This is a genomic window from Clostridium sp. AM27-31LB (assembly GCF_003480745.1).
Taxonomy (GTDB): Bacteria; Bacillota; Clostridia; order Lachnospirales; family Lachnospiraceae; genus Butyribacter; species Butyribacter intestini.
Genome location: NZ_QUJS01000006.1, coordinates 1 through 17,678 on the forward strand (window position 1 = coordinate 1; position 17,678 = coordinate 17,678).

The window sequence follows — 17,678 nt, forward strand, 5'->3', positions numbered from 1 at the left end:
GATTTATAGAAATTTATTAACCAAGTAGTCTTGTTTGACTACATCATTATTATACTAGGAGGTTCCTTAATGACGAAAAAAATAACCGCAATATTCTTGGCATTGTGCATGGCAATTTCCGTTTTGCCGATGACCATTCAGGCGGCATCAAAGCCCGATATTAAAGTTGGCGACTATGTTAAAATGGGCACGTATAACAATGCCTCAATTCTTTGGCGATGTGTAAGCATTGACAATAACGGACCGCTTATGCTTGCAGACAAAATTGTTGACACCCTTGCATATGATGCCAAAACAAATGACAACAGCAATTCAAAATCACACAGCAGAAGCTATAAGCGTGATGATTACGGTTCTAACTATTGGAAAGACAGCAATATGCGTTCTTGGTTAAATTCGACCGCAGCTGAAGGCAAAGTCGATTGGCTTTGCGGCAACCCTCCGAAAGACGGATATGTAAGCGGTGTGGGAGCGTACAACGAAAAAGCGGGTTTTCTCAACGCTTTTTCAAAATCTGAAATTGCGGCAATGAAAACCGTTACCCAGCGTTCTCTCGTTTCTCATCCCGAATACAACAAGGGCATAGTTGATGGAGACGCAAATTCGGATTTGTTATACTACACCGATATTTCGGAAGCGGTGGCAAACTACGACAGTTCATATTTTGAAACTACAACCGAAAAGGTTTTTCTTCTTGATGTAAAGCAGGCTAATGCCGTGTGGAAAAATCTCAAAGGTTATTATGTTGCGTATAATAATGACGGTATGGCTTGGCCTTATTGGCTTCGCACTCCTGTTACCGATTGCAATCACGATATGCGTTATATCAGTTCATCGGGTCAGGTCGGTCGTTATGCTCCGTGGTATTCCGATTTGGGCGTAAGACCTGCATTTTATCTCGATTCCGAATATTTTGTTATAACTTCCGGCAGCGGCTCACAAAGCAGTCCTTATATCGGCTCTGCTCCAAATAAGCAAGAGGATGATTATACAATTTCGGAACCTGCCGAGGACGCAAATCCCGATTGGAATGTCAGCACCGAGCAAAGCATTCAGCTCACCCTCGGCCCGTGGTATTCAAATGACGGAAAATATTCTAATCCTACCATCCCTGTTTATACCATCCAAAAAACACGCAGCGACACGGAAAATATGGTTGTTGTCGTTTGCGGCGAGGGATACACAAAAAGTCAGCAGGGCAAATTCATCAATGATGTCAAACGACTTTGGCAGGACGCTATGAAATATGAACCGTATCGCAGTTATGCCGACAGATTCAATGTTTACGCTCTTTGCACAGCTTCCGAATCGACTTTTGACAATGGTGGAAGCACCTTCTTTGATGTTATAGTCGACAAATATAATTCGCCTGTTATTTCTAATAATCTCCACGGAAGTCAGTGGAAAAATCATATTTTTGAGAGATGTATCGGTCCTGAATTTATCGAGAAAATTCACGATGCTCATATCAAAAAAAAGTGTGATCCAAACACAATTCCGTCCGGTTCGGAATATGAGCCTTATTATTATGTTCACGATTATATTGCTCAGTTCGCTATGGTTGTAAACACAAAATCAGATTTCGGCGGTGCTTATAATAACCGTGAATACGGCTTCCATTATTTCATTTCGCCATCAGACAGTTATCGTGCGTCAAAAACTTTTGCACACGAGTTTGGACACGGTTTGCTCGGTCTCGGTGATGAATACAGTAACGGATATTTGCTTGACGATAAGGAACTTAAATCACTCAATCTTTCCTCGGTTGAAGACCCGGAAAAGATAAAATGGCGACAGCTTTTAGGTTATAGAAACACATATACCTGCCGCAATGCTTACGGCTCAAAAATGCTTGTTTCAAGTTATGAGTGCATAATGAGAGACACAAACTATCAATTCTGTGAGGTTTGCCGTTTGCAGGGCTTCAAGCGAATGTCTCAGCTTGTTAAGGATGTAGACCTTTATGTTGCAACTCCCGAGGTTAAGGAATATACGGGCGCTTATTCAAAGCCGTCTGATTTTACCGACCTTGAAACAAGTTCATATTATAATTACACATATAATCGCAATGACCGACTTTTGAGCGGCAACAGCAAAAGCAGATTTAATACTAATATGAACGGTAAAAAAATCGAGCTTAGAACTGTTATTCAAAACATTTCAGATAAAAATGCACGACAATTAAAATTCAAAATGTGGATTAAGCACTCCGACGGAAGCGTTGCGACCGATTCATCGGGGAATCCGCTTCAAACAGTACAAACCTTTGACATTCCTGTTTGGAATGATAAGGCAAATTTCTGGCCGCTCGGTGCTTTGGATCACATCAAAAGCGACTTTAATTCAGGCTTAAAGAGTTGCTCGCTTATTTATCAAATTCCGTCTGATGCACAGCTTAAGAGCGGCGATACCGTGGCATTTCAGGTGCTCGATGAAAACGGAAATGTGCTTGCAGACGACAATACGGAAACACAGCGCTACACAACCGTTTCAATTCAGTATAAATTTGAGGACGGCTCTGAAATTCCAAACACTGCCGGCGGAACATTTACCGTGCCATACGGCACAAAGCTTGATTTAACACCGGCAAAAACACTTTATGATTATGAATTTATAAAGGTTGACGGCTTGAATAAGCCTATTGTTTCGGACGGAACGGTTGTTACATATTATTACAAAAATAAAAACGAAGAACACACTCACAATCTGACTTTGGTTGCTGCGAAAGCTGCCACCTGCACTACTGCGGGCAATTCCGCATACTACACCTGCGATGGCTGTGACAAGTGGTTCGCAGATGCAACAGGATCGGTAGAAATTACCGATAAAACCAGTGTGAAGATTCCGGCTCTCGGACATACCGCAGGCACAGAATGGAAGTCTGATGATACTAACCACTGGCATGAATGTTCTCGTTGCCACGACAAAAAGGACGAAGCGGCTCACGATTACGGTTCTGACAATGTTTGCGACACCTGCGGATATTACAAAACTGTACCGCACACTCACAATCTGACTTTGGTTGCTGCGAAAGCTGCCACCTGCACAGCTGCGGGCAATTCCGCATACTACACCTGCGATGGCTGTGACAAGTGGTTCGCAGATGCAACAGGATCGGTAGAAATTACCGATAAAACCAGTGTGAAGATTCCGGCTCCCGGACATACCGCAGGCACAGAATGGAAGTCTGATGATACTAACCACTGGCATGAATGTTCTCGTTGCCACGACAAAAAGGACGAAGCGGCTCACGATTACGGTTCTGACAATGTTTGCGACACCTGCGGATATTACAAAACTGTACCGCACACTCACAATCTGACTTTGGTTGCTGCGAAAGCTGCCACCTGCACTACTGCGGGCAATTCCGCATACTACACCTGCGATGGCTGTGACAAGTGGTTCGCAGATGCAACAGGATTGGTAGAAATTACCGATAAAACCAGTGTGAAGATTCCGGCTCCCGGACATACCGCAGGCACAGAATGGAAGTCTGATGATACTAACCACTGGCATGAATGTTCTCGTTGCCACGACAAAAAGGACGAAGCGGCTCACGATTACGGTTCTGACAATGTTTGCGACACCTGCGGATATTACAAAACTGTACCGCACACTCACAATCTGACTTTGGTTGCTGCGAAAGCTGCCACCTGCACAGAGGGCGGTAAGGAAGCATACTACAAGTGCGAAGGTTGTGGCAAGTTCTATGAAGATGTACTCGGTACAAAGGAAATAACCGACCTTGCATCTTGGGGCAATATTGCTAAGATTGCCCACACCACAAAGCAAACCGTAACAAAGGCAACCCCAACAGCAAACGGCAAGATAGTAAATTACTGTTCGGTATGTAAGAAAACTCTTTCAACAACAGTAATTCCAAAGGCATCAAGCATAAAGCTTAAAGCAACATCATTAACATATAACGGAAAGGTTAGAACAGCTAAGGTTATTGTTAAGGACAGAACAGGAAAGACACTTGTTAAGAATACTGACTATACTGTGTCTTATGCAAAAGGCAGAAAGTATGTTGGCAAGTACGCAGTAAAGATTACCTTTAAGGGTAAATACAGCGGAACAAAGACGCTTTATTTCACAATCAAGCCAAAGGCAACAAGTATTTCCTCACTTAAAGCAGGTTCAAAGAAGTTTACAGTAAAGTGGAAGAAGCAGGCTACACAGACAACAGGCTATCAGGTACAGTACAGTGCCTCAAGTAAATTCAGCAAGGCTAAGACCGTAACAGTAGGCAAGAATACAACAGTATCAAAGAAAATTTCAAAGCTTTCGGGCAAGAAAAAGTATTATGTAAGAGTTCGCACCTATAAGACAGTTAAGATTAACGGCAAATCCATAAGGATTTATTCAGGCTGGTCAAAAGCTAAGACTGTTACAACAAAGAAATAAAAACTATACCGTAACCTTTGATTCTGCCGGTGGCTCTGCAGTAACGACTCAGACTATCGAAGAAGGTCAGAAGGCAACCAAACCTGCCGCTCCTACCAAGTCTGACGATACCACCAAGCCTTCGGATGATGTTCAGAATCCGCAGACCGGCGACAACAGTATGAGTGGCTGTGGATCGCTCTGCTGTTCGTCAGCGGCTTCGGAGTTGTGACAACTACTGTTTATACTAAAAAAGAAAATCTGTGAAATAACAGATAGCTAACCATTTAAGGATGGCGGTAGCGGAGCTTCCGCTGCCGCCTTTTCCTTACGAAAAGGATTTCTTCGGAAGTCCCTTTCCGAAAGGCGGCAAAAAAAGCGCTTTGCCGATTTTCGGAAAGAAATCGAACAAGGAGAAATCAAATGGACGAACAAGAAAAAGAAATTGAAGAAATACTCAGAACATTTGACAAAGCACCTTCGCCTTCGTCAGAGAATAGTGTTCAAAATCAAGCATAGCAAAACAATAAGCAGCCTCGGCAAATTTCCCAAAAACCAACTGACACCGAACGGATTGCCCGCACATCAAATCAAACAGAATACAAAAGACAAGCTCAGTCAAGCAAAGGCAGCGGTGCAATGCTCCTCACCCTTGCAGATTATGATTTTACCTATGAAATCAAGGACAATCAGCTATATATCGACTTTGTGAACGAATCGGCACATGACGCAACCTATGAGTTTAGTGTCAAAGGCGATACCCTCATCCTCATCGGCGGCGAAGGAACAATCGGCGGCACTTATGCTTATGGAGCGGCATCTTAACAAGAAGGCAAGACGCAGCTCTCATAAGAATCATATGAAAGGAGCGAGAAAGCGTACAGAAGAAGATGATGTACGCTTCGCACAGTCCTTTGAAAAACTAATACTGATGGCAAAGTCAAAAGAAGGTGCTCAGAGTGGGACTATTTAAGAAAAAGAAAGTTACAAAGACATATGATAAAGAAAATAAGAAACCAGTAATCAAAGCGAGCATATGTAATGGCGAGCAGGTTGCAGGCTTTAAGGACATTCATACAGGGAAGATAGAAGAGGTTATGCTGATTAAGAACCAGGCAGACCTTGATGCATTCAAGAAAATGTATGGAATAGATGATGAGATAGAGAAGGAATATTAAACAATGTATTTTATTAAAACGATAAAAGGTGACATAACAAGAGTAACAGATGTGCAGGCGATTGTGAATGCAGCAAACAATTCCCTTCTTGGTGGAGGTGGTGTAGATGGTGCGATTCACAGAGCAGCAGGATCGGAGCTTCTGGCGGAGTGCAGGACACTTCACGGATGTGAGTCATTGGAAGGATTGAGAGAATATCCAAAGGAATATTTTATAAAGTTCCCTTGCAAGTTATGGGATGCAGGAGAAAAGGGACTTACATTATCTGCTTTTGAATGGGAGAAGGATAGAAAAACGCTGATATATGGGCAGGTAGACTATATGTATGGAGAAGCACTTTATAAGCCTGAAATGAAAGAAGGAAATCCTATAAGGTTATATAGTTTGGATGAAATCACGGAGATATTCGGTAAATTAGGACTTCGTATTTGTAACAGCTTTGCTGATTTCAGTGGAAAGCCGAGTTCTGATAATGATATTCAATTGATGGTTTATTCAATACGAGAATAAAAATAGAGTAGACGAATTATTTAGCAATCTTCATCAAATCTTTATTTTTTTCTGTTAGGTTATATTTCAGTAAGAAATGAAATATGGAAGGAAGGATAGTAAAGATGGAAATGATGTTGCAGACACAAAATTTGTGTAAATATTTTAGAAAGCAGAAAGCGGTAAATAATGTTTCACTTAATATAGAAAAGAAACAGATTTATGGACTGCTTGGACCGAATGGCGCTGGTAAATCTACCACATTGAAAATGCTGACCGGTATGATGAAACCAACTGCAGGAAAGATTTACTTTGATGGAAAACTTTTGGATAGGAAAAATTTATCAAAAATAGGAGCGTTAATTGAAAATCCGCCTATTTATGAAAATCTTTCCGCCAGAGAGAATTTGAAGGTAAGACAATTATTGCTTGGTACAGATGAAAACAGAATTGATGAGGTCTTGCAGATTGTATCACTTACAAACACCGGAAAGAAGAAAGCAGGACAGTTTTCTTTGGGAATGAAGCAAAGACTAGGCATTGCAATGGCATTGCTTGGAGAACCGGAACTTTTGATATTGGATGAACCTACGAATGGATTAGATCCAATAGGCATCGAGGAATTACGAGAGCTGATCCGGTCTTTTCCGGAACAGGGAATCACTGTAATTCTCTCCAGTCATATTCTCTCAGAGGTACAGTTACTTGCAGATAAAGTCGGGGTTATTTCAGGTGGAATCTTAGGATACGAAGGAGCATTAAAGCAGGGAGATAATCTTGAAGATTTGTTTATGAATGTGGTAATAAAAAACCAGAAAGCAGGTGAAATCCATGGTTAATATTATAAAAGCAGAACATCAAAAAGCCAAAAGAACCATGCGAAAAAAGTTTATCTGGGGATTTCCTCTTCTTACATTTGTCATGGCATTTATATTTACTCTTGGGATGACAAATGCTTATGCAGAAAGTGTTTGGAACTGGTGGTATACACTTTTGCTGCCGGGGATGATTGCTCTATTTTGTTATCTTTCTGTGGCGCAGGAGAAAAAGATAAAATACTATCATTTGATGACTATTCCCACAGACAGAAGAAAATTGTTGCTGGGGAAAATTATTTATATTGGGTACATGATTTTGTTTTCTAATGTGATTGTGTTTGCAGGAGCAACGCTTGGAGGCTTTCTTCTAACGACACATGTTCCAGTTGGAGGAGCGTTGATTGCAGTATTGTTTCTGACGGTTTCTGAGTTATGGGAGATTCCGGTAGCTTTATTTTTAAGTGAACGATTTGGAATGATTGTAAACCTGTTCGTCTGCCTATTTATTACCGTCAGCGGTGTGGTAATATCACAAACCAGAATCTGGTATGTACTTGTTTCTGCAATCCCTATGCGAATGATGTGCCCGTTGCTTCATGTTTTACCAAATGGACTTGCCGCAGAAGCAGGGAATCCTCTTTTGGATACGGGAGTCATTGTTCCGGGAATGTGTCTCTCAATCATCTGGTTTGTTTTTGTAACGGTTCTGTTTTTGAAATGGTTTGAGAGAAGAGAGGTGAAATAAGATGATTGGAAGATCTCTTAATGCAGACTTGCGAAAGATGAAAGGAACATCTGTGATTCTGGCACACTTACTGATTCCGATTATAACCAGCGTTATATTTTTAATATATTACTTTTTTTCACCATGGAATGAAAATATGAAAGTGATTGCATTTTATCAGGCAATAGGAGCAGGACTTCCGGTACTTATTGGAATTTTTACAGCAAGTGTGATGGAACAGGAACAAAATGCAGGTGATTTTCAAAATCTGTTGTCTTTACCGGATAAACCAGCAGCATTTTTATCGAAACTGTTGATGCTACTGGTTTTGTGTCTGTGCTCTATCCTATTGACAGCAATCATATTCGGAATTGGATTTGGAAGAATCGCATCAAGCGATATCGAAATCATGAAAGGATGTATATTTGCAGCATTGCTGCTGTGGGGAAGCAGTGTTCCACTTTATCTGTGGCAGCTGATTCTGGCTTTTCAGTTTGGAAAAGGGGTATCCATTGGAGCAGGGATTATATCAGGACTAATTAGTGCATTGATGCTTACCGGACTTGGAGATTATGTGTGGAAATATGTATTTGTCTGCTGGACGGGTAGAGTACCATATACTTATCTGCAATCTGTATTGGGAGAAACTAGTGTAGGTGAATGGTTGTCATTCATACCAGGTTGCTTAATATTTACAGGGATTAGTATGGTATACTATTTTTTGTGGGTAAACCACTGGGAAGGAAACAGAATATCGGAATAGAATCGAGGGAAACTATGGCAAAAATACTGGCAGTTGATGATGAACCGGCAATTTTGGAAATGATAGAAAGCATTTTGAATAAGGATGGACATCTGGTTACCAAAGTAAGTAATCCACTAAAAATTAATATGGAAGAATTACATCGTTATGACCTGATTTTACTGGACATTATGATGCCTGGAATTGATGGCTTCGAATTATGCAAAAGAATTAGGATACTTGTGGATTGTCCGATTTTGTTTCTTACGGCAAAAACGGAGGAAAACAGTCTGGTAAACGGACTTTCTTTAGGAGCAGATGATTATATTTCAAAGCCATTTGGAGTGCTGGAACTTCGGGCAAGGATCAATGCACATCTTAGAAGAGAGCACAGGGAACATTCTGTCCGGATGGTTTTAGGGAGAGTCTGCATTCAGATGTCTCAAAAGAAACTGTTGATGGATGATAAAGAACTTCCGTTTACGAAAGCAGAGTACGAAATCTGTGAATTTCTGGCTAAAAACAGAGGACAGGTTTTCTCGAAGGAACAGATATTGGAAGCGGTCTTTGGCTTTGACAATGAGAGTAATGACAGTACTATAATCACGCATATCAAAAATATAAGAGCAAAATTTGCGGATTATGATTATATGCCGATAAAAACAGTCTGGGGGATTGGATATAAATGGGAAGAGTAAAGAGAAGCAATGCACTCAGCTGGATTTTTATGAGATATGTACTGGTCATGCTTGGATCATTAGTAGGTTTGGTGATTGTTGCTTGGCTGCTGCTGTACCTTTTGATTAGTGTGGGCTGTATCTATCCGGCGAATTATGCAGAGCAAAAGATTAATGAAGCATATGATACGATTTTACGTGCGGATAAAGTAACTGCTGAGATGATTCCTGCACTTTGTGATTATGTAATCTTTTCAGAGAATGGAGAGAAAATAGGTGGAGATCTGTCAGAACAATACGAACAGATAGCATGGAATGTTGCAAAGTACGGAAACGCATCCGGGAAATATTTTTATAAAGTAATTGTAAGGGAAAATGAATATGTTGTATTGCAATATCGCCTGACACCTCAATATCATTCAGCTTTTTTGAGGGAGCATTTTATAGGACCACAGAATGTGATGAGTATTATGTCAGTGATTGGAGCGGTAGCGATTATCATCATTCCGTCCATACGTTTTGGAAAAAGAATCAAAAAGCAGATGCAGCCTGTATTAGATGCAATCAGACAAATAAAGGATCAAAATCTGGAATATGAGACATCCTGTTCCGGTATCAAAGAGTTTGATGACTGTTTATCGGCAATCGATGATATGCGAGATGCATTGCGAGAATCTTTAGAAAAGCAGTGGAAAACAGAGCAGGAAAAGAAACAACAGATGTCTGCTTTGGCGCATGATATTAAAACACCTCTTACGATTGTACGGGGAAATGCAGAACTACTTTCAGAGACTGAACTGACCACAGAACAGAAGAATAATATCACTTATGTTTTGAACGGCACAACACAGATACAAAGTTATGTAAAACAGTTGATAGATGTCACAAAATCATGGAATCGCAGTGATGTTACCTATACAACGGTGAGGTTAGAAGATTTTTTCGCAGATATAAAGGAACAGGCACTCGGACTGGTAGAAATCTATCACCAGAAGATAGATTGGAAGGCGGAACAAAGTGATAAAAAGGTAACGATTGCTTATGATCCAATGTTCCGAGCCGTAATGAATGTGATTCAGAATGCAGTGGAGCATACAAAAGAAAATGGAATCATTTATATTGACGCAAAGGAGCAGGATGGCCGGCTGACATTCATTGTGGAGGATAGCGGATCAGGATTTACAAAAGAAGCATTATTGCATGGCACAGAGCAGTTTTTTATGGATGACACAAGTAGAAATGGCGAAGCCCATTATGGGATGGGACTATTTTTTGCAAAAACTGTGGCTGAAAAATATGGTGGAGGTATTAAACTTTCAAATTCTGAAAATACAGGTGGGGCGAGGGTAGAAATATTTTTCCTGAGTAGTCAAGAAACAAGCTAAATAGACCGCAATTAAGCTATGTAAAAGAAATTTTACATGCTTTTATCTAATATGTAAAAGCCTTTTGATAGACATTACTACTACGTTTGCTGTAATCTCATGGAAGAAGGAGGCATACAGAATTATGATAGCTGATAAAATTAAAAATGCTCGTACTATTCTTTATTACATAACTATCATTATAGTTGGGATTATATGCACATATAAGAAGAGAATAATATAACTTTTGTTATGATATCAAATGATTTTTTCATTTAATATAACATTGCATTGGATGAAAAAATGTGTTTGGAGATGAAAACATAATCGAATTGAAGGTTGACGATTCAAACATAAAAAGAGCTGGGTGGCATCTACCCAGCTCAATCTTCTACATGGAAGACATCTTCCACCAATAAATTAAAGTATTTAGAAATCCGTAGCATAAACTCGGCAGATGGGGTGCTGTCCCCATGTTCCATACTGTCACCACTGTGCTGGCTTGATGTGACAGGAAGCAGTTCCCTTAAAGGGGATGGATTGCTTATCGCACAGGAAATCAGCAGGAGAATGAAGTCAGAGCTTGGCATCACAGTGAGTGTTGGTGTTTCTTTCAATAAGATATTTGCAAAGCTGGGTTCTGACTACAAGAAGCCGGATGCTATCACTACTATGTATAAGAGTGAGTTTAAGCAGAAGGCATGGTCACTTCCGGTGGCAGATCTTCTATACGTTGGCAAAAGTACGAACAGAAAGCTTGCATTATTTGGTATTAAAACCATAGGTGATCTTGCAAGAACAGATGAAGATGTGCTTAACAGTTACCTTGGAAAGATTGGCAGTATCTTATGGTCGTTTGCTAATGGCTATGATGATTCACCTGTCAAGCTGGAGAACACCCACGCTCCAATCAAATCCGTGGGGAACAGCACAACAACACCAAAGGATTTAGTATGCGATGAGGATGTAAAGATTGTTCTTTATATTCTGGCTGAGAGTGTTGCAGCAAGACTTCGTGAGAATGGATTCCGGTGCAGAGTGGTTGAGATAAGTGTCAGGGATAATGAGCTATTCTCTTTTACCCGTCAGAAAAAGATTGACCATGCAAAGAATATCACCGGAGAGATAGCTGCATACGCATATCAGATATTTAAGGAAAACTATAACTGGAGCAAACCAATCCGTAGTGTTGGTGTCAGAGGTGTAGATCTGGTAACAGATAATTATTGGGAGCAGATAGATTTGTTCTCAAGTGTGGAGAAGCGTGAAAAGCAGATGAAGATGGATTCAGCGGTGGATGATATACGCAGAAGATTTGGATTTTACAGTATCCAGAGAGGGCTCATGTACCGGGACAGGATTCTGTCGGCAGTCAATGCAAAAGAAGAACACACAGTACATCCACATGGGCACTTTTCAAGTTAGCAACGAGAAGTGCCAATAGAGTAAAAAAGAGGGAGGCGGAACATGGGCGAAACAGCAAGAATTGATCTGGTAGACAGGGCACCATTGACAGAGAAGTAGCAGAATGTGTATGAAAGCATTATGCAATATCAGCGTGTGAATGGCTATGCTCCTACTATCAGGGAGATATGCAAGATGGTAGGTGTGGCATCGACTTCAAGTGTTTATGCACATCTGAAAATATTAGAAGAAAAAGGCTATATAGCAAGGAAGATGGATGCTTCCAGAGCAATAGCAATCTTGTAAGGAAGGTGATTACATTGAGTAATAAGGTATATGTTGATGTACTTGTAGAGTTTTCAAAGGACGGACTGCTCATTCCCAAAGAGATAACATGGGAAGATGGCAGAAAGTATGAGATTACACGAGTAAAAGACAAGCGCAGAGCAGCCAGTACAAGGGCTGGTGGAGTTGGAGAGCGTTATACCTGTGTGGTAGATGGAAAGGAAATATTCCTTTTCTATGAAGATAACAATATGTGGTTTATGGAAAGAGACGGAGCCTGATATGATTGTGTGCTGACAGCACACAACATGTCAGTTGGCTTTAGATCAGCAAAGCCGGGGAATGTGCAGACATTCATTGGAACTCCCGGCAAAAGGCTTGCTTATGTAAGAATAACGAAAACTGGTGGAGTAGCAAAAACGAAAGATATAAACGAGGCACGAATATATATTACAACTGAAAAAGCGAAAGAAAGATTGCTGAAAGCACCAGGAAAAACAAACGGATATTACATACAGGATGTAGAAACTAATGCAAAATATAAATTCAGCAGAAGTAAGGGAAGAATCAACTTTCCTAAAGAAGTAAGAGAATTGATATACGATACAGCAAAAGGCAGATGTGCTTTATGCGGTAGGAAGATAACCTATGATAAAATGACATTGGATCATATTGTACCGCTTGCTATGAATGGAGCTGATGATGTAAGCAACTTTCAATGTACTTGCGAGGCTTACAATCTTTTCAAAGGTTCGGTGCTTCCAGATGATTTTATGGAGCGGATAACGAAAATCTTCTTATATCAGATGGATCAGAAAGAAGGCAAGCGATTATTATGGAAGATTGTGCATAAAATATTAAATAAGATGATATAAGCGAAAAGAGTGCTGATTTTTGGCACTCTTTATGTACCCATAGATTTTTATTGAAAAAACGGAGGAGGTGTTGTATACTTATTATGAAGAAGTATATAGAAACGGAGGGTTACATTGTGGCTTCTGCGACTGATAAACAAAAAGATAGTTTAAAAGAATATATGAAGAAAATTAAAGATATAAAATTAAGAGTTCCAGAGGAATATCTACAACCAATCAAGGATCATGCAAAATCAAAAGGGATGAGTGTTAATCAATTAGTAATCTCTTTGCTTGAAAAGGATATGGGGATAGATATTGTTACAGTAAGGGAACAAAACAAGCAAAATAAGGAAAATGTGGATGAATAATACCATATAAAGAAACAATGGTTTCATCCGAAAATTTAAAGGAGGTATGACCTATGACAGCATTAAGACAGAGTGCAATAATGTAACTGGAAAAGATACCAGAAGATAAGTTATCCTTTGTAATTCAGATTATGCAGGGTGTAAATGGATTGTATAATGATTCTAATAAGGAAAGGAAAGATGCTTTTGCAAGATTAGAGCAGTTACGCAAAAAGGGAACTGTTACCGATGATGATGCAGAATTAGCATCTTACATGGAAGATAAATATGGTAAGTAAAATTCTGATTGATACAAATGTATTACTTGATTATCTTCTTGAAAGAGAACCATTCTTTGAGGATGCAAAGAAAGTAATCTCGTCATGTACCGAGGGAAATACAAAAGGTTGCATTGCAGCTCATTCTATTTCTAATATGTTCTTTATATTAAGGAAAGATTATACTGCAAAGGAAAGCACATTGAAAAATACGCTTTTGACAGATTATATTTCTGCGGCAAGTGGTGATTCAGACATATTGTGATATAAAATGCTGTCAAATCTTTATGGCTGTGTGAGGATATTTCAATGGGAAGAATAGATAGAAGCTATCAAGATTTAAAGCAAAAACAGAAGAGTGCTATTGCTGATAAAACTTATAGCATGTATATAAGGTTTTATCTTGAGAATCATAGAATGCCAAATGCTTCCGAAAATAGCAGTATTTGCAGAAAACTATATGCAACAGTACAGGCACTTGCTCCTAAAACAGAGTATGAGGAGTTTGGCAGAATTGTAGATAAGCGAGAAGTAGGCTATGAGGAGCGTATATTACGAGATATTCAGAATGGTATTACTCTTGAAAAACTGAATATGAGAAAGTGAAAGAAAACTCCAGAAGAAAAGGCTGCTGTTTTGAAAATGAAAAGAAAACAGCGGAGAGCAAAAAGGCAGGCTATGAAAAATCATGCAGTAGAAAATAATACTTGTCAGGATGACACATTTTTCTATATTGCAGGATATACTTCCGGTGGAGCACCATATGGAGTAACTTGGGAAGAAATGGGACTGGAACCCTGGCAGGCTTTAGAAGAGGAGCAATAAGATGTATATAATAAAAATTATAAGAGGCGACATAACAAAGATAACAGATGTGCAGGTAATCGTTAATGCCGGAAATATTAGGAAGGTGGAATATATATGAAACAAGATACTTTAGAGGGCAAAGCAAAAACAAAAAATGGGGTAAAACGGCTGTGTTTTTCCATAATCTGCATTCTTCTGGAAGTGATTTTTATTATTACTATCGTAACACGCTTGAATGAATATGCAGAAATCATAAATTTATTTACAAGGATTTTGAGTGGGATCTTGGTTTTGGGATTGTACGCATCAAATAAGACATCCTCTATGAAAATGCCTTGGGTCATCTTAATTCTAATTTTCCCAATTATGGGTGTAGGCCTGTATTTGTTGATTGGTTTGAATGGTGGCACACATAAAATGCGTGAGCGATATGCAGAAATTGATAGCAAATTGTTACCAATGCTTCCGGACAGTCAGGAGTGTTTGAGCAAAATAAAAGAAACAATTCCGAAAGCAGGAAATATAGCAAGTTACATACAAAGAAATTCGCAGTATCCAATATATCAGAATACGGATATTGTGTATTTTGATGAAGCAGTGAAAGGATTAGAGGCACAGCTTAAGGATTTGGAGAAAGCACAGAAGTTTATCTTTATGGAATATCATGCGATAGAAGACGCTGAAGCATGGCATAAGATTCAAGATGTTCTGGAAGAGCGAGTAAAAGCAGGTGTGGAAGTTAGAGTATTCTACGATGATATGGGTTCTATAGGCTTTATTAACATAGATTTTGTGAAAAAGATGGAGGCAATAGGAATTCATTGCCGTGTATTCAATCCGTTTATGCCAGGTTTAAATCTGTTTTTGAACAATCGTGATCATAGAAAAATAACAGTTATTGATGGAAAAGTCGGATTTACAGGTGGATATAATCTAGCAAACGAATATTTTAATTACACACACCCGTATGGACAGTGGAAAGATACAGGTATTCGTTTAGAAGGAGATGCTGTTCAGTCGCTTACGGTGACATTTTTGGAAATGTGGAATGCAATAAGTGATAAGGATGCTAATGATTCTGATTTTAGTAAATACCTTTTCCACTATGATTATGCGGCACAGCAAACTGGGTTTGTTCAACCTTATGCAGACAGCCCTATGGATAATGAGCAAGTAGGAGAAGAAGTTTATATCAGTATGATAAATAAAGCTGAAAAATATTGTTGGTTTATGACTCCATATCTAATTATAACAGATGAAATGACGCATGCGTTATGTCTGGCTGCTAAGCGAGGGGTAGACGTAAGAATTATCACACCTGGTATCCCTGATAAAAAATTCATTTATAATATAACTCGTTCTTTTTATCATGGATTAGTTAAACATGGTGTTCGTGTTTATGAGTGGACTCCTGGTTTCTGTCATGCAAAAATGAGTGTGGCAGATGACTGTATGGCAACTTGTGGAACAATTAATTTGGATTATCGAAGTTTATATCACCATTTTGAAAACGGCTGTTTTATGGCAGATTGTCAGGCAGTTGTGGAAATAAAAAATGATCTGATAAGAACGATGGGAGAATGTCGTGATGTGACAGACCAATATCAAACCGGACGAAGTGCATATTTGCGACTGGGACAATTATTTATGAGATTATTTGCTGGATTGCTATAAGAATCTGATGAAACGACCTTTCAAAAAACAGTTGATTTAGAAGTTAACTGTTTTTGAAAGGCCGTTTTTGCTATATCTAACAGTCTGTTGTACAAAGAAGATTTTGCATGGATGAAAAAACAAACCTTGTTGAGGTTAAATTGAGTTTTCCATTGTATTGTATAAGTATGAAATAAAAAGGAATCAGGTGATGTACAATGAAAAAGCATAAAATATGTAAAATCCTTCTTGTTATACTGGCAATTTTTTTATGTGTGGCTTTTTATGAATTGCTCGGAATCTGCGTTGCATATAAAAAGCAGCCGGAAGTGTCCAATACAACCAAAAAAGAAACAAAAAATGGGTCATGGAACGAATGCAGTGAAAATACAGAACGGGCAGTAATCATAGAAAAGAATCCAGAAGCGCTTTTACAAAGAGTGCGTTTGATCAAGAATGCAAAAAAGGAAATTATTCTTTCTACTTTTGCATTTCAATCCGATGAAAGTGGAAAATTGATTTTAGGAGCAATGCATGATGCGGCAGACAGAGGTGTACATATTCGTCTGTTAGTAGATGGAATGGAGAGCTGGATTGATATGGAAGGAAATCCGTATTTCTATGGATTATCTTCCCATGAGAATGTTGAAATTAAACTGTATAATAAGGCCAATCCGTGGAAACCATGGAAGATGATGGGTAGAATGCATGATAAATATTTGATTGCAGATGGAAAGAGATATATTCTTGGGGGAAGAAATACATACAATTATTTCTTGGGTGATTTTCCGGGACATAAGAACTATGACAGAGACGTGTTAGTGGTTTGCGATGAACCTGAGAAAGAAAATTCAGTTAACCAGTTGTTAGAGTATTTTGAAACGATATGGGAACAAGAAGACAGTGGTTATTTTCATGACAATAAAAAACTGGCAAATAGAAAGTCTGTAAAGAACGCAGTTTTAGAGCTGCAGAACGGCTATCAGAAATATTTTGAAGAGAATAAGGAAAGAATCTGCGATACCGATTACACGGACGAAACTTTTGAGACAGAAAAGATTGCATTAGTGTCAAATCCTATTCACACAGGTTCCAAAGAACCAGTAGTGTGGTATCAGTTGGGAGAATTGATGAAAAATGCAAAAAATCGTGTGAAGATCCACACGCCATATATTATCTGTAATGATATGATGTATAATACATGGGAGGAGATTGCAGAGAACGTTTCAGATTTTTCTATCATGACAAATTCAGTTGCGAATAATGGGAATCCATTTGGGGCTGCCGATTATGCGAAAAACAGAAATAGAATCTTAAGTACAGGAATTAATATCTGGGAATATGAAGGCGGTTATTCATACCACGGAAAAAGTATTCTGATTGATGATGATCTGTCTGTAATCGGTTCCTTTAATATGGACATGAGAAGTGCATATCTGGATACGGAACTGATGCTTGTAATTCGCAGTAAAGATATTAATAAACAGTTGGAAGAGGGCATGATGGAATATGAAAGAGTGTCCCGCCAGGTATTGGAAGATGGAACCTATCGTGATCCATATCATGTAGAGCCAATCGAATTAACAAAGAAACGTCAGAGAAAAATATTTTTGGTACAGCATCTGCTTGGATGGGCAAGGTATCTGTTTTAATGAAGGAGGAAGGAAAA

The 17,678-nt window shown here is 39.1% G+C and carries 19 protein-coding genes and 1 pseudogene; all 20 read left to right on the forward strand.

Annotated elements, in window-relative coordinates; all coding sequences use genetic code 11:
* Nucleotides 1-69 precede the first annotated feature (69 nt).
* The 20 genes and pseudogenes from DW721_RS09675 to DW721_RS09785 all read left to right on the forward strand — a co-directional run bounded on the left by DW721_RS09675 (nt 70) and on the right by DW721_RS09785 (nt 17,661).
* Nucleotides 70-4,407: a M64 family metallopeptidase gene (locus DW721_RS09675; RefSeq protein WP_118745624.1), complete on the forward strand. Its 4,338-nt coding sequence runs from the start codon at nt 70-72 to the stop codon at nt 4,405-4,407.
* A 763-nt stretch (nt 4,408-5,170) separates the two neighbouring features.
* Nucleotides 5,171-5,359: pseudogene (locus tag DW721_RS09690) on the forward strand (DUF188 domain-containing protein); the annotation flags it as partial.
* The gene (locus DW721_RS09695; RefSeq protein WP_118745625.1) at nt 5,346-5,564 is read left to right on the forward strand and encodes an aspartate dehydrogenase; all 219 of its coding nucleotides are present in this window, start codon (nt 5,346-5,348) and stop codon (nt 5,562-5,564) included. The pseudogene DW721_RS09690 and the gene DW721_RS09695, both read left to right, overlap by 14 nt.
* Nucleotides 5,565-5,567: 3 nt before the next feature.
* Complete coding sequence (locus tag DW721_RS16390) at nt 5,568-6,074, forward strand: macro domain-containing protein (protein WP_243035983.1); 507 nt, start codon at nt 5,568-5,570, stop codon at nt 6,072-6,074.
* 104 nt (nt 6,075-6,178) lie between these two features.
* On the forward strand, nt 6,179-6,892 hold the full coding sequence (locus DW721_RS09710; protein ID WP_118745727.1) for a lantibiotic protection ABC transporter ATP-binding protein: 714 nt from the start codon (nt 6,179-6,181) through the stop codon (nt 6,890-6,892).
* Nucleotides 6,885-7,616, forward strand: a complete 732-nt coding sequence (locus tag DW721_RS09715) for a lantibiotic immunity ABC transporter MutE/EpiE family permease subunit (RefSeq protein WP_004853398.1) — start codon at nt 6,885-6,887, stop codon at nt 7,614-7,616. The genes DW721_RS09710 and DW721_RS09715 overlap by 8 nt, the downstream gene beginning before the upstream one ends.
* Before the next feature lies 1 nt (nt 7,617).
* Nucleotides 7,618-8,358: a lantibiotic immunity ABC transporter MutG family permease subunit gene (locus DW721_RS09720; protein ID WP_118745626.1), complete on the forward strand. Its 741-nt coding sequence runs from the start codon at nt 7,618-7,620 to the stop codon at nt 8,356-8,358.
* A gap of 14 nt (nt 8,359-8,372) precedes the next feature.
* Nucleotides 8,373-9,035, forward strand: coding sequence for a response regulator transcription factor (locus DW721_RS09725; RefSeq protein WP_118745627.1), 663 nt, complete (start codon nt 8,373-8,375; stop codon nt 9,033-9,035).
* On the forward strand, nt 9,023-10,399 hold the full coding sequence (locus DW721_RS09730) for a HAMP domain-containing sensor histidine kinase (RefSeq protein ID WP_118745628.1): 1,377 nt from the start codon (nt 9,023-9,025) through the stop codon (nt 10,397-10,399). The genes DW721_RS09725 and DW721_RS09730 overlap by 13 nt, the downstream gene beginning before the upstream one ends.
* A 486-nt stretch (nt 10,400-10,885) precedes the next feature.
* Nucleotides 10,886-11,803 carry a DNA polymerase IV gene (locus tag DW721_RS09740; protein WP_347560373.1) on the forward strand — a complete coding sequence of 306 codons (918 nt, stop codon included), beginning with the start codon at nt 10,886-10,888 and terminating at the stop codon, nt 11,801-11,803.
* Between the two features lie 105 nt (nt 11,804-11,908).
* Nucleotides 11,909-12,088, forward strand: coding sequence for a LexA repressor (locus tag DW721_RS09745; RefSeq protein WP_243035984.1), 180 nt, complete (start codon nt 11,909-11,911; stop codon nt 12,086-12,088).
* Nucleotides 12,089-12,093: 5 nt separating this feature from the next.
* Entirely contained in the window at nt 12,094-12,348 is a 255-nt protein-coding gene (locus DW721_RS09750; RefSeq protein ID WP_118745629.1) for a hypothetical protein, read from the forward strand.
* A gap of 63 nt (nt 12,349-12,411) precedes the next feature.
* On the forward strand, nt 12,412-12,942 hold the full coding sequence (locus DW721_RS09755; RefSeq protein WP_207665621.1) for an HNH endonuclease: 531 nt from the start codon (nt 12,412-12,414) through the stop codon (nt 12,940-12,942).
* An 83-nt stretch (nt 12,943-13,025) separates the two neighbouring features.
* On the forward strand, nt 13,026-13,292 hold the full coding sequence (locus DW721_RS09760) for a CopG family antitoxin (RefSeq protein ID WP_118745630.1): 267 nt from the start codon (nt 13,026-13,028) through the stop codon (nt 13,290-13,292).
* Nucleotides 13,293-13,441: 149 nt separating this feature from the next.
* The gene (locus tag DW721_RS16620; RefSeq protein WP_279221171.1) at nt 13,442-13,570 is read left to right on the forward strand and encodes a hypothetical protein; all 129 of its coding nucleotides are present in this window, start codon (nt 13,442-13,444) and stop codon (nt 13,568-13,570) included.
* Entirely contained in the window at nt 13,560-13,814 is a 255-nt protein-coding gene (locus tag DW721_RS09770; protein ID WP_118745631.1) for a PIN domain-containing protein, read from the forward strand. Before DW721_RS16620 ends, DW721_RS09770 begins: the two co-directional genes overlap by 11 nt.
* 44 nt (nt 13,815-13,858) lie before the next feature.
* Entirely contained in the window at nt 13,859-14,155 is a 297-nt protein-coding gene (locus DW721_RS16395; protein WP_243035985.1) for a hypothetical protein, read from the forward strand.
* 30 nt (nt 14,156-14,185) lie between these two features.
* Nucleotides 14,186-14,374, forward strand: coding sequence for a hypothetical protein (locus tag DW721_RS16100; RefSeq protein ID WP_243035986.1), 189 nt, complete (start codon nt 14,186-14,188; stop codon nt 14,372-14,374).
* A 96-nt stretch (nt 14,375-14,470) separates the two neighbouring features.
* Nucleotides 14,471-16,030, forward strand: a complete 1,560-nt coding sequence (cls, locus tag DW721_RS09780; RefSeq protein ID WP_118745632.1) for a cardiolipin synthase — start codon at nt 14,471-14,473, stop codon at nt 16,028-16,030.
* Nucleotides 16,031-16,227: 197 nt separating this feature from the next.
* Nucleotides 16,228-17,661 (forward strand): phospholipase D family protein, encoded by a 1,434-nt coding sequence (locus DW721_RS09785; protein ID WP_118745633.1) that lies wholly within the window; start codon nt 16,228-16,230, stop codon nt 17,659-17,661.
* Nucleotides 17,662-17,678: the final 17 nt, after the last annotated feature.